Origin of the sequence: Stenotrophomonas sp. PAMC25021 (assembly GCF_004795795.1) — a bacterium.
GTDB lineage: Bacteria > Pseudomonadota > Gammaproteobacteria > Xanthomonadales > Xanthomonadaceae > Stenotrophomonas > Stenotrophomonas muris.
Genome location: NZ_CP039255.1, coordinates 200,786 through 212,637, shown reverse-complemented (window position 1 = coordinate 212,637; position 11,852 = coordinate 200,786). Strand labels below are relative to the sequence as shown.

Sequence of the window (11,852 nt, the reverse complement as noted above, 5' to 3'; positions counted from 1 at the left end):
TCTACGGGGTCGCCGGAGGTCACTGCCCGCTTCAGTCGTCCAGCAGCGGGCGCAGGTCGCGCGGCAGGCGTGCTTCCGGATACTGCTGCACATAGCGCTCCAGGCTGGCGCGGGCCAGGTCGCGCTGGCCGTCATCGCGGCGCGCGCGGATCTTCTGCAGCCACTGCCGTCGCGGCAGCTGTGCATCGGCGTCCACCTCGGCCTGCACGGCATCCGCACTGAGCCGCGCGTCGGCGCCGCGGCGCATGACGCCGGGCGCGGAGCGGCTCGGGGCCTGCCGCTTCATCGAGGTGATCTCTACCCGATCCAGTGCCTGCGCCCGTTCTGCATCGGCAGCGTTGGCCACTGGCGCCTCGGCGGTGCGTGCTTTCAGCGCCCCTGCCGGGGCCGGCGCCAATGCCGGTGCAGGTGCCGAATAGGCAGCCGGTGCGGGAGGCGCGGGCGGTGCCGCTGCCGGTGCGGTGGCCGGACCAGGCGGGAGCGCCGCAAAGGACGTATCGGCGGCCGCATCCGCCGCCATCGATCGTGCAGCCTGGGCCGGAGCTTCAGCAGTCTCGGTCGGCGCAGGCTTGGCTACCCGCGCGACGGACGGCGCCGGGGGAGCGGCAACAGGGGCCGCCTCGGGTGCTGCAGGTTCGGTGGCCGTTTCCGATGCGGCAACCGCGCTGTCGGCTGGACTGCTCCCCGCGGCCTGATCGGCGGCCGCGACGTCTGCCGCAGCGGGCGCCGCGGCAACAGCGGCCTCGCCTGCCGGAACCGGCGGCGGTTCCGGGCGCAGCTGCCAGGCGATGCCGATGGCGAACACCATCGAGGCGGCGATGCCGAACACCGCCGGCCAACGCGGACGTGTGCGCTGCCTGCGCGGCGCCTCGGCGGGGACAGCAGCATCGGCCGCCGGTGCGTGCACGGCAGCGCGCGCCGCGGCCAGGATGGTGGCGTCCAGCGCGGCCGGCGGGGCCTGTTCGACGCGACGGCCGAGCAGGCGCGCCAGCTCGCGTTCTTCCGGCGTCAGCGGTTCGTCTCGGTTCATGCGTTCAATCCCGCACGCAGCTTGTCCATCGCATAGCGCAGCCGCGATTTCACGGTTTCCCGGCCTACGCCGGTGATCTGGCCGATCTCCTCCAGGCTCAGTTCCTGATCCAGCCGCAGCTGCAGCACTTCGCGCTGCTCGGGCGGCAGTTGCTCCATCGCCAGCTGGATGCGGCGACGTTGTTCGAATTCGGAAAGCTCGGCTTCCGGGGTCTGCCCGTCCTCGATCGCGGCCAGGCGCAGGTCGGCGTCGGCCGGTGCGGCAGGGCGATGGCGAGCGGCCCGCCAGTGGTCGTTCAGGCGGTTGTGGGCGATGCGGAACAGCCAGGTGCTGAATGCAGCGTCAGGCTGCCAGCCCGCGCGCGCGCTGATCACCCGCTGCCAGACATCCTGGAAGATCTCCTCGGCCAACGCGTTGTCGCGCAGTTGCCGCAGCAGGAAGCCGAACAGGCGCTTGCGATGGCGTGCATACAGGCTTTCGAACGCGCGCAGGTCGCCACCGGCCCAGGCCAGCATCAAGGCTTCATCGGTTGGCAGTGCGCTGGCTTCCACGGCGTACAGGGTAAGGCCTGCAGGCGGTGGCGCATAGCCGGTGACGGGGGCGGGCAGGGCGAGGTTCATGGCGTGGAAGCGGCTACGGGCAGGAGGAAAAACGTACGGGCGCACGATTCGGGGTTTACGGGCTTCCATTGCCCCCCGGGTGGCGCGCTATGCTCGGCGGCTCAGGGGAGGCGACGCACAGACGGCGCCGAGAGATTGTCATTTGTCCACGCACGTTGAACCGGCGGAAGAGCCACCACACGAGGCCGTGCTGAGCGCGGCGCTGGTGCGCGCATTGCATGCGCTGCTGCCGGACTCGGCCGTGGTCCGCGTTGGCTGGGATGACCCGCAGCTGGGCCGCGGACAGGGCGGCTGGCCGGCTGTCGCGGCGGCCGACGCGTTGACGGTGCCCGGCGTGGGCAACGGTTGCCATGGCTGGGAATATGACGGTGCCCGCCTGCAGTTGTCGGTCGAAGGTGCCGTGCCTTCAGCGGCGTGGTGGGGGCTGGCCCGGCAGGCCATGGAGCTGGCGCTGCAGCGCGGTCGCCAGGCCGGGCAGATCAAGGCGCTGGAAGAAGCTGAACGGCTGCAGCAGGCGCTGTTCCAGATCGCCGATCTGGCTGGCGCCGACCTCGAGATGTCGGAGATGCTGCGTCACGTGCACGGCGTGCTTGGCACGCTGATGTACGCGGAAAACTGCTACATCGTCGAGTACGACGATGTCCGCGACCAGATCCGCTTCCTGTACTTCGCCGACCAGGTCGATGACTTCGTCGCCGATCCGTCGCAGAGCCATGACGCCGATGAGATGCCGCGCAGCCTGACCGTGGCGTTGCTGCGCCACGGCAAGCCGCTCAGCGGCCCCTCGCGCGAGTTGCTGGCGCGCGTGGTCGAGCAGGAGCACGACCCGCAGCGTGGACCGGAGAGCCTGGACTGGCTGGGCGTGCCGATGCTGCGCGATGGCCGGGTATGCGGCGCCATCGTGGTGCAGAGCTATGAGCTGGCGGCCCGTTATGGCGAGGCCGAGCGGGCGCTGCTGGGTTTTGTCGCGCAGCACGTGCAGACCGCGATGGACCGGCGCCAGGCGCAGGTCCGGCTGGAACAGCAGGTGGAGCGGCGCACGCTGGAGCTGCAGCGTGCCAACCACAGCCTGCAGGATGAAGTGGCCGAGCGCCGCCGCGCAGAGCAGCTGCAGACCGCGCTGTACAACATCGCCGAGATGGCGATGTCGGCCGACAGCCTGGCCCAGTTCTACGGGCAGGTGCATGGCGTGGTCGGGCGCCTGCTTGACGCGCGCAATTTCTATATCGCGCTGGTGAACGGGGCCGGCAGCGGCCTGGACTTCGTCTACTCGGTGGACGAGCACAACGCCAGCCGTGCGCCACGCCCGTTCAGCCGCGGCCTGACCGAGTACGTAGTGCGCAACCGGCGTCCGTTGCTGGCTTCGCGGCAGCAGATCGACGCACTGCTGGCCAGCGGTGAAGTGCGCGAATCGGGCGCACGTTCGCATTGCTGGCTGGGTGTGCCGCTGCTGCGCGATGACGAGGTGGTCGGCGCGATCGTGGTGCAGAGCTACAGCGAGAACAGCACGTTCAGCGTGCACGATCAGCGCTTGTTGACCTTCGTTGCACAGAACATCGGAACCGGGCTGGCGCGCCAGCGCGACCAGCAGCAGCTGCGTTCGGCGCATGCCGAGCTGGAAAAGCGCGTGGAGGAACGTACCCGCGAGCTGGCCGAGGTCAACGAGAAGCTGCTCGGGCAGATCGGCGAGCGCCTGCGTGCCGAGCAGCGCCTGACCCATCAGGCCATGCACGATGCGCTGACCGGCCTGCCCAACCGCCTGCACCTGCTCGATCGCCTGCAGGATGCGCTGGCGCTGGCCAAGCGCGAGGGTGGGCCGGTGTTCGCCGTGCTGTTCCTCGACCTGGACCGCTTCAAGCTGGTCAACGACAGCATCGGCCACGCTGCCGGCGATCGCATGCTGGTGGAGGTGGCCAAGCGCATCGTATCGATGGCCGGCACCGATGACGTGGTGGCGCGGCTGGGCGGCGATGAGTTCGCGGTGCTGCTGCAGTGTCCGCAGGGGCTGGCACAGGCGCTGGAGTTCGGCCAGCGGCTGTTGCTGGCACTGCAGGAATCGATGTGGATCGCCGGGCGCGAACTGTTCCCGTCCGGCAGCCTGGGCATCGCCTTGTGGAACCCGCGCTACCGGACCGGTGAAGAACTGCTGCGCGACGCAGACGCGGCGATGTACCGGGCCAAGGCGCAGGGTCATGACCGCTGCGCGATCTTCGACGAAGACATGCGCGAAGAAGCGATGCGCAGCCTGGACCTGGAAGCGGATCTGCGGCGTGCGATCAACAACCGCGACTTCGTGCCGTTCTACCAGCCGATCGTGCGCCTGTCCGATGGCGAAGTGGTGGGGCACGAGGCCTTGCTGCGCTGGCGCCACGAGCGTCGTGGCCTGTTGCTGCCCGGGGCGTTCCTGGAGCTGGGCGAGGAAAGCGGCCTGATCGAGCAGGTCGACTGGCTGATCTACGAACAGGTCATCGCGGGACTGGCCGAAGGCGGCCACGGCTATGTCTCGGTGAACGTATCGCCACGCCATTTCCGCTCGGCCGAGTTCAGTGGCCGCCTGTTCGGTCTGCTCGATGCATGCGGTGCCGACCCGCGCCGGCTGCGCCTGGAGATTACCGAGGTGGCGCTGCTGGATGATGGCCCGCACACGCTGCGCATCCTGCAGGGCCTGCGCGAGCGTGGCATCCAGGTGCAGCTGGACGATTTCGGTACCGGCTTCTCGGCGCTGTCCTACCTGCACCGCTTCCCGATCAGCACGTTGAAGATCGACCAGAGCTTCATCGCCGGCCTGCATGGGCCGGAAGTGCAGAGCACGCGCGCGCTGGTCGAGGGCGTGCTGTCACTGGCCCGCACCTTGGGCATCGAAACCATCGGCGAAGGCATCGAGACCGAAGCGCAGCGGCAGACGCTGCGCGAACTTGGTTGCGACTACGGCCAGGGCTACCTGCTGGGCCGCCCGGCGCCGTGGGACGGCGCGGTGGCCTGAGCCACCGCGCCGGGTCGCCTCAGCGCAGGGCGGAGCGACGCTTCTCGTCGATCCACTTGGAAGCCTGGGCCGGCTGATAGTTCTGCATCCACTCCAGCATTTCCTCGATGTCCGAGCCGTACCACAGGTCCTGGCGCTGGTCCGGATGCAGGAAGCGCTCTTCCACCATGCGATCGATCATGCCGATCAGCGGGGCGTAGAAGCCTTCCACGTCGAGGAAGGCGCATGGCTTGTTGCCGATGCCCAGCTGGCGCCAGGTCAGCATCTCGAAGATCTCTTCCATGGTGCCGAAGCCGCCGGGCAGGGCGATGAAGCCATCGGCGAGGTCGAACATGCGCGACTTGCGCTCATGCATCGAACCGACGATCTCCAGTTCGGTCAGGCCGCGGTGGGCCACTTCCCAGTCGGCCAGCTGGCGCGGGATCACGCCGGTCACCTCCCCGCCGGCGGCGAGCACGGCATTGGCCACGGTTCCCATCAGGCCGACGTTGCCGCCGCCATACACCAGGCGCAGGCCGTCACGGGCGATGCGATCACCCAGGGCAATGGCGCGTTCGGTGTAGGCCGGCTTGCTGCCAGCGTTGGAACCACAGTACACACAGATCGATTTCATGGATCTTCCTGTCTCTTGGCCGGAAACGAAAACGCCCCGTCGCCAACCGCAGGGCGGTCAGGGACGGGGTGTCGGTGGATTATGAGGCCTTGACAGGCCTTCTGTAGAGCCGAGCCACGCTCGGCTGCGCTTCGTTCAGATCGCGGCAAAGGCTGAGTCGAGCATGGCTCGACTCTACAAACGCCAAGCAGGCTTACGCGGCAGCCGCCTGTTCGCGGCGCGGGCCTTCACGCAGGGCGCGGCCCACCATGCCGACCAGCAGGTCCAGCTCATCGCTGTCCATGCCGAAGTGCGGGGTGAAGCGCAGCGAATTCTCGCCGCCGTGGATCACGTTGATGCCGTGCTGGCGCAGCCATTCCTCGGTGGAATTGGCGCCGTAGCACTTGAACTGCGGGGCCAGCTCGCAGGAGAACAGCAGGCCGGTGCCCTGCACCTTGGTGATCAGGCCACCCAGTTCGCTCTTGAGCTGTTCCAGCTTGCGCACGGCCTCGGCACCGCGTTCGGCGATGTTGGCACGCACCTGCGGGGTCAGCTGCGCCAGGGTGGCACAGGCCACGTCCAGCGCGCGTGGGTTGCTGGTCATGGTGTTGCCGTAGATGCCCTTGCGGTACAGCTGCGCGGCGTGCTCGGTCACCGCCAGCACCGACAGCGGGTACTGCGCGGCGTTGAGCGCCTTGGAGTAGGTCTCCATGTCCGGCGGATCCAGGCCTTCGAAGCCCGGGTAATCGACCACCGACAGCACGCCATGCGCGCGCAGACCAGCCTGGATCGAGTCCAGCAGCAGCAGGCTGCCGTGCGCACGGGTCAGCTCACGGGCCACGGCATAGAACGCCGGCGGCACCGAACGGCCCGGGTCGCCTTCGCCCATTACCGGTTCCAGGAACACCGCCTCGATGAACCACTGGTTGCGTGCGGCGTCCTCGAACACCTTGCGCAGGCCGGTCTCGTCGTACGGCGCCACGGTGATCACCGAATCCTCGCCGCGGTAGCTGGCCAGGTGCTGCATGTAGCTCTTGCGGCTGGAATCGGAATACAGGGCAGGGCGGTCGGTACGGCCATGGAAGCTGCCCTTGACCACCACGCGCTTGATCGTGGCGCCGGCGTGGCGCGCGCCCGGGTCGGTCTGCAGCTTGGCGTTGACGTCGGCGATGCGCGCGGCCAGGCCAACCGCCTCGGAGCCGGAATTCAGGCACATGAAGCGCGCGAACGGGCAGCCGCCACGGCGGTGGCCGATCTCGGCGCGCAGGGCCGTGATGAAGCGCTGCTGCGACAGGCTGGGGGTCATGATGTTGGCCATCACCTGTGGGCGTGCCATCGCCTCCAGCACGGCATCCGGGGTGTGCCCGAAGCCGAGCATGCCGTAGCCGCCGGCGTCGTACAGCACCGCGCCCTTCAGGGTGACCACCCAGGGGCCACGCGCGGCCAGCGCCACGTACGGGGTCACTGCATCATCGGCGTAGAAATTGACGAAGCCGTCCTGCATCGCGTCGATCTGCGCCTGTTCGTCCTGCGCCAGCAGCGGCCCCAGGTCGGCCTGCACGCGCGCGAACTCCTCGGCGGCGGCATCCACTGCGGCGATCAGCTGCGGGTGGCGGACGGACAGGGCGGTCAGGGTGGCGTCGTCCAGGCCGGTGGTGAGGCGGGTGCCGGGCTGGGTGCGCAGGGGGGCGAGGCGTTCGATGAAGCTCATTGCAGATCTCCTGAAACGATGGGTCGCACGGGCCTTCAAAAGCAAAACGCGCGTCAACGCGCGCTTGGGGGCAGGCTCGTGCAGCGGACTTCCGACTCGATGCTAGCACTTGTTTTTTTGCGCGATAACCCCGCAAAAACCTGCTGCATAGCAGCATTTTGCGCGACGTTCGCCGCGAAGCACGCCGGCTCGCAGACGCTGGACGTACAATGCGCGCCATTGTCGACCTGTTGCCGCCCACTGCCTTGAAGAAGTCCGATTTCAACTACGACCTGCCGGCCGAACTGATCGCGCAGGCGCCCCTGGCCGAGCGTTCCGCCAGCCGCCTGCTGCTGGTGCCGCAAGCCCCCGCCGCGTTCACCGACCTGCAGGTGCGTGACCTTCCGTCGCTGCTGCAGCCGGGCGACCTGCTGGTGTTCAACGACACCCGGGTGATCCCGGCGCGCCTGTTCGGGCAGAAGGCCAGCGGCGGCCGCGTGGAGATCCTGATCGAGCGCTTGCTCGGCGGCCAGCAGGCCCGTGCCCAGGTGGGCGCCAGCAAGTCGCCGAAGGCCGGCAGCCGCATCGCGCTGGATGCCGGTGGCGAAGCCGAGGTGCTGGGCCGCGATGGCGAGTTCTACGTGCTGCAGTTCCACGTGCCCGAGTCGCTGGAGCAGTGGCTGCTGCATGCCGGCCGCCTGCCGCTGCCGCCGTACATCCAGCGCGAGCCGGGCGTGGACGACCGCGAGCGCTACCAGACCGTGTTCGCGCGTGAAGTGGGCGCGGTGGCGGCACCGACCGCGGGCCTGCATTTCGACGAACCGTTGCTGGCCGCACTGAAGGAAAAGGGCGTGGAGTTCGGCCACGTCACCCTGCACGTGGGCGCGGGCACCTTCCAGCCGGTGCGTGCCGAAGACCTGAAGGACCACGTGATGCACCGCGAGTGGCTGAATGTCGGTGCCGAACTGGTGCAGCAGGTGCGGCGCACGCGCGCCGCCGGCGGCCGCGTGATCGGCGTCGGCACCACCGTGGTGCGCGCGCTGGAAAGCGCGATGCGTGATGGCGAGCTGCTGCCGTTCGCCGGCGAGACGCAGATCTTCATCACCCCCGGCTACCGCATCCGCAGCGTGGACGCGATGGTGACCAACTTCCACCTGCCGGAAAGCACGCTGCTGATGATGATCTCCGCGTTTGCCGGCAAGGAGCGCGTGTTCGAGGCCTACCAGCACGCGATCGAGCAGCGCTACCGCTTCTTCAGCTACGGCGACGCGATGCTGCTGTTCCCGCAGGCGGGGTAGCGCGCCCCGGGAGGGCAGGGGCCCCCTGTGGGTGCGCACCTTGGTGCGCACGCCTTCTTGGGAGACAATGGGCAACTATTTGCCCCAATGACCGCTCCATGTCCCGACTGCAGTTCCAGCTCCAGACCCGCGACGGCCGTGCCCGCCGTGGCCGCCTGACCTTCCCGCGTGGCACGGTGGAAACGCCGGCCTTCATGCCGGTGGGGACCTATGGCTCGGTCAAGGGCATCCTGCCGGACCAGGTGCGCGCGCTGGGCGCCGAGATCATCCTCGGCAATACCTTCCACCTGTACCTGCGCCCGGGCCTGGACATCATCGCCGACCACGGCGGCCTGCACGGCTTCTGCCGCTGGGATGGCCCGATCCTGACCGACTCCGGCGGCTTCCAGGTGTTCTCGCTGGCGCACCGCCGCAAGATCACCGAGCAGGGCGTGACCTTCGCCTCGCCGACCGACGGCGCACGGGTCTTCCTCGGTCCCGAGGAGAGCATGAAGATCCAGAAGGTGCTCGATTCGGACATCGTGATGATCTTCGACGAATGCACCCCGTACCCGGCCACCGAGGACGTTGCCCGCCGTTCGATGGAGTTGAGCCTGCGCTGGGCGCAGCGCAGCCGCAACGCGCATGACGAACTGGGCAACGACGCGGCCCTGTTCGGCATCGTCCAGGGCGGCGTGCATACCGACCTGCGCAGCCGCTCGGCCGACGCCCTGCAGGCGATCGGCTTCGACGGCTACGCCATCGGCGGCCTGGCCGTGGGCGAGCCGGAGCACGAGCGCAACGCCATGCTCGACCACCTGGACCCGGAGCTGCCGGGCGACCGCCCGCGCTACCTGATGGGCGTGGGCCGGCCGGAGGACCTGGTCGAGGGTGTCGCACGTGGCGTGGACATGTTCGATTGCGTGATGCCGACCCGCAACGCCCGCAACGGCCACTATTTCACCTCGTTCGGCACCGTCCGCATCCGCAACTCCCAGTACGCGCGGGACATGGACCCGATCGAGCCGGGTTGTGGCTGCGTGGCCTGCACCGGCGGCTACACCCGTTCCTACCTGCGCCACCTGGACCGCTGCAACGAGATGCTGGCGCCGATGCTGGGCACCCTGCACAACCTGTTCTACTACGAAAAGCTGATGGCCGACATCCGCGCGGCGATCGAGGCGGGAACCTTCCTGGCCTTCCGTGAGTCCTTCTACGCGGCACGCGGGGCGGTGGCCCCGCCGCTGTAACCCGAACGCCCCCTGCCAAACGGCCCAAGGACGAACGCCCGGGGCCGTGGCATACTTCAAGGCTGACCCAGATCCGCGGTCGACACCCCCGTCCCTGAAGGGACGGGAGCGCCGCCCAACCAAAGGACCAACGATGAACCTGCTTGCTTTCCTGATTCCCGCCGCCCACGCCCAGGCCGCCGGCGGCCAACCGCAGGGCATGGGCCTGACCACGCTGCTGTTCCCGATCATCCTGATCGCCATCATGTACTTCCTGATGATCCGCCCGCAGATGAAGCGGCAGAAGGAACACAAGTCCATGCTGGAGAAGATCAAGCGTGGCGACGAAGTGCTGACCAACGGTGGCATCGCCGGCAAGGTCACCGACATCGGCGACAACTTCATCACCATCGAAGTGGCCGAGAACGTGCGCATCCGCGTGCAGAAGGGCGCTGTCGGCAGCGTGCTGCCGACCGGCACCCTGGATTCGGCCAAGTAAGCCACTCCCTTTCCGAAGCACAACCGCGGCGCCGGGGATGGCGCCGCGCGGGACCCAAGCAATGCTCGAATTTCCACGCTGGAAGTACGTCGTCATCCTGATCGTACTGGCGCTCAGTGCGCTGTACGCGCTGCCCAACATCTACCAGAAGGACCCGGCCATCCAGATCACCGCCAACCGTGGCGGGCAGATCGACGATGCGCTGCGCGACCGTGTGCTGGCCGACCTGAAGAAGGCCGGGGTCACTGCCATCGGTGCCGAAAAGGAAGGGGAAAGCCTGATCGTCCGTCTGCCGGACCTGAAGTCGCAGTCTGCGGCCAGCGATGCCCTGCGCGACACCGTCGGCGAGAAGTACACGGTGGCCCTGAACCTGGCCTCGACCGTGCCGGACTGGCTGGCCCGGCTGGGCGGTCGCCCGATGGTGCTCGGCCTGGACCTTCAGGGTGGCGTGCACTTCGTGCTGCAGGTCGACCAGAAGGCCGCCCTCGACAAGCGCCTGGATGCCTACACCGAAGACGTGCGCAGCACCCTGCGTGACGCCCGCATCGCCTACCAGTCGGTGGAGCGCCGTGCGGACAACAGCATCGTGGCCAACCTGAGCCCGTCCGCCGGTGACGACGCCGCGCAGCGTGCCCGTGCCGCCCTGGTCAAGGCACAGCCGACGCTCGGCTATGACGTCAGCGGCAACCGCATCACGGTCACCGTGCCGGAGACCGAGATCACGCAGATCGCCAACGGCGCCATCGAGCAGAACATCAACACCCTGCGCAACCGCGTGAACCAGCTCGGCGTGGCCGAGCCGATCATCCAGCGCCAGGGTGCCGACCGTGTGGTCGTGCAGCTGCCGGGCGTGCAGGACACCGCCGAAGCCAAGCGCATGATCGGCGCCACCGCCACCCTGGAGTACCGCGCGGTGGTCGAGGGCAATGCGCAGGACGCCATCAATTCCGGCCGCATCCCGCCGGAAGCGAAGGTCTACCAGCAGCGTGATGGCCGCGGCCCGATCCTGCTGAACAAGCGCGTGATCGTCACCGGTGACCAGATGGTCGGCGCGCAGGCGGTGACCGATTCGAATAGTGGCTCCCCGGCCGTCAGCGTGACGCTGAACAATGTCGGCGGCCAGCGCATGTTCGACTTCACCAGCGCCAACGTGAACAAGCCGATGGCGGTGGTCTACACCGAACGCGTGCCGACCGTGACCGTCGTCGACGGCCAGGAAGTGCGTGGCTTCAAGGTCAACGAGGAAGTGATCTCGGTGGCCAACATCAACGGCGTGTTCGGCAAGAACTTCCAGACCACCGGCCTGCAGAAGAAGGAAGCCGAGGACCTGGCCAAGCTGCTGAAGTCCGGCTCGCTGGCCGCGCCGATGGACTTCGTCGAAGAGCGCGTGGTCGGCCCGAGCCTGGGCGCCGAGAACGTCAAGAACGGCATGCGCGCGGTGGTGTTCGCGTTCCTGTTCACCCTGGTGTTCTTCAGCATCTACTACCGCATGTTCGGTGTGATCACCTCGGCGGCGATGCTGTTCAACCTGCTGATCGTGGTGGCGGTGATGTCGCTGTTCGGCGCCACCATGACCCTGCCGGGCTTCGCCGGCCTGGCGTTGTCGGTGGGCCTGTCGGTGGACGCCAACGTGCTGATCAACGAGCGTATCCGTGAAGAACTGCGCGCCGGCGTGCCGGGCAAGACCGCGATCGTGACCGGTTACGAGCGTGCCTCGGGCACCATCCTCGACGCCAACCTGACCGGCCTGATCGTCGGCGTGGCGCTGTTCGCATTCGGTACCGGTCCGCTGAAGGGCTTCGCGCTGACCATGATCATCGGTATTTTCGCCTCCATGTTCACTGCGATCACCGTGTCGCGTGCGCTGGCGACGCTGATCTACGGCCGTCGCAAGAAGCTCCAGAACGTGGCCATCTGACGGGACGACACGCA

Annotated in this window: 9 protein-coding genes; 5 read left to right on the top strand and 4 right to left on the bottom strand. The window is 68.1% G+C overall.

The window, feature by feature from the left end:
- Positions 1-31: 31 nt before the first annotated feature.
- Together E5790_RS00965 and E5790_RS00960 are read right to left on the bottom strand one after the other, a co-directional pair.
- Positions 32-1,030 carry a hypothetical protein gene (locus E5790_RS00965; protein WP_069117164.1) on the bottom strand — a complete coding sequence of 333 codons (999 nt, stop codon included), beginning with the start codon at positions 1,028-1,030 and terminating at the stop codon, positions 32-34.
- Positions 1,027-1,545: an RNA polymerase sigma factor gene (locus tag E5790_RS00960; RefSeq protein WP_229653773.1), complete on the bottom strand. Its 519-nt coding sequence runs from the start codon at positions 1,543-1,545 to the stop codon at positions 1,027-1,029. The genes E5790_RS00965 and E5790_RS00960 overlap by 4 nt, the downstream gene beginning before the upstream one ends.
- A 247-nt stretch (positions 1,546-1,792) precedes the next feature.
- Here E5790_RS00960 and E5790_RS00955 point away from each other — a divergent pair, with 247 nt between their 5' ends.
- Positions 1,793-4,633: an EAL domain-containing protein gene (locus tag E5790_RS00955; RefSeq protein WP_053495809.1), complete on the top strand. Its 2,841-nt coding sequence runs from the start codon at positions 1,793-1,795 to the stop codon at positions 4,631-4,633.
- A 19-nt stretch (positions 4,634-4,652) separates the two neighbouring features.
- Here E5790_RS00955 and E5790_RS00950 read toward each other — a convergent pair whose 3' ends face one another.
- Entirely contained in the window at positions 4,653-5,246 is a 594-nt protein-coding gene (locus E5790_RS00950) for a TIGR00730 family Rossman fold protein (RefSeq protein WP_111205976.1), read from the bottom strand.
- Between the two features lie 193 nt (positions 5,247-5,439).
- The gene (locus tag E5790_RS00945) at positions 5,440-6,936 is read right to left on the bottom strand and encodes an aminotransferase class III-fold pyridoxal phosphate-dependent enzyme (RefSeq protein ID WP_049408221.1); all 1,497 of its coding nucleotides are present in this window, start codon (positions 6,934-6,936) and stop codon (positions 5,440-5,442) included.
- Positions 6,937-7,145: 209 nt separating this feature from the next.
- On the opposite strand from E5790_RS00945, the gene queA reads away from it, so the two are divergent.
- From queA to secD, 4 genes are all read left to right on the top strand, one after another.
- Positions 7,146-8,213 carry a tRNA preQ1(34) S-adenosylmethionine ribosyltransferase-isomerase QueA gene (gene queA, locus E5790_RS00940; RefSeq protein ID WP_014646825.1) on the top strand — a complete coding sequence of 356 codons (1,068 nt, stop codon included), beginning with the start codon at positions 7,146-7,148 and terminating at the stop codon, positions 8,211-8,213.
- A 98-nt stretch (positions 8,214-8,311) separates the two neighbouring features.
- Positions 8,312-9,442: a tRNA guanosine(34) transglycosylase Tgt gene (gene tgt, locus E5790_RS00935; RefSeq protein ID WP_014646826.1), complete on the top strand. Its 1,131-nt coding sequence runs from the start codon at positions 8,312-8,314 to the stop codon at positions 9,440-9,442.
- 133 nt (positions 9,443-9,575) lie between these two features.
- Positions 9,576-9,920 (top strand): preprotein translocase subunit YajC, encoded by a 345-nt coding sequence (gene yajC / locus E5790_RS00930; protein WP_014036867.1) that lies wholly within the window; start codon positions 9,576-9,578, stop codon positions 9,918-9,920.
- Between the two features lie 61 nt (positions 9,921-9,981).
- The gene (gene secD, locus E5790_RS00925) at positions 9,982-11,838 is read left to right on the top strand and encodes a protein translocase subunit SecD (protein ID WP_014646827.1); all 1,857 of its coding nucleotides are present in this window, start codon (positions 9,982-9,984) and stop codon (positions 11,836-11,838) included.
- Positions 11,839-11,852 lie beyond the last annotated feature (14 nt).

What these genes read in the sequence shown, in the direction of transcription:
- queA (WP_014646825.1), top strand. Translation starts at nt 7,146, where the DNA reads ATGCGCGCCATTGTCGACCTGTTGCCGCCCACTGCCTTGAAGAAGTCC.
- tgt (WP_014646826.1), top strand. Translation starts at nt 8,312, where the DNA reads ATGTCCCGACTGCAGTTCCAGCTCCAGACCCGCGACGGCCGTGCCCGC.
- E5790_RS00945 (WP_049408221.1), bottom strand. Translation starts at nt 6,936, where the DNA reads ATGAGCTTCATCGAACGCCTCGCCCCCCTGCGCACCCAGCCCGGCACC.
- E5790_RS00965 (WP_069117164.1), bottom strand. Translation starts at nt 1,030, where the DNA reads ATGAACCGAGACGAACCGCTGACGCCGGAAGAACGCGAGCTGGCGCGC.
- yajC (WP_014036867.1), top strand. Translation starts at nt 9,576, where the DNA reads ATGAACCTGCTTGCTTTCCTGATTCCCGCCGCCCACGCCCAGGCCGCC.
- E5790_RS00960 (WP_229653773.1), bottom strand. Translation starts at nt 1,545, where the DNA reads ATGCTGGCCTGGGCCGGTGGCGACCTGCGCGCGTTCGAAAGCCTGTAT.
- secD (WP_014646827.1), top strand. Translation starts at nt 9,982, where the DNA reads ATGCTCGAATTTCCACGCTGGAAGTACGTCGTCATCCTGATCGTACTG.
- E5790_RS00950 (WP_111205976.1), bottom strand. Translation starts at nt 5,246, where the DNA reads ATGAAATCGATCTGTGTGTACTGTGGTTCCAACGCTGGCAGCAAGCCG.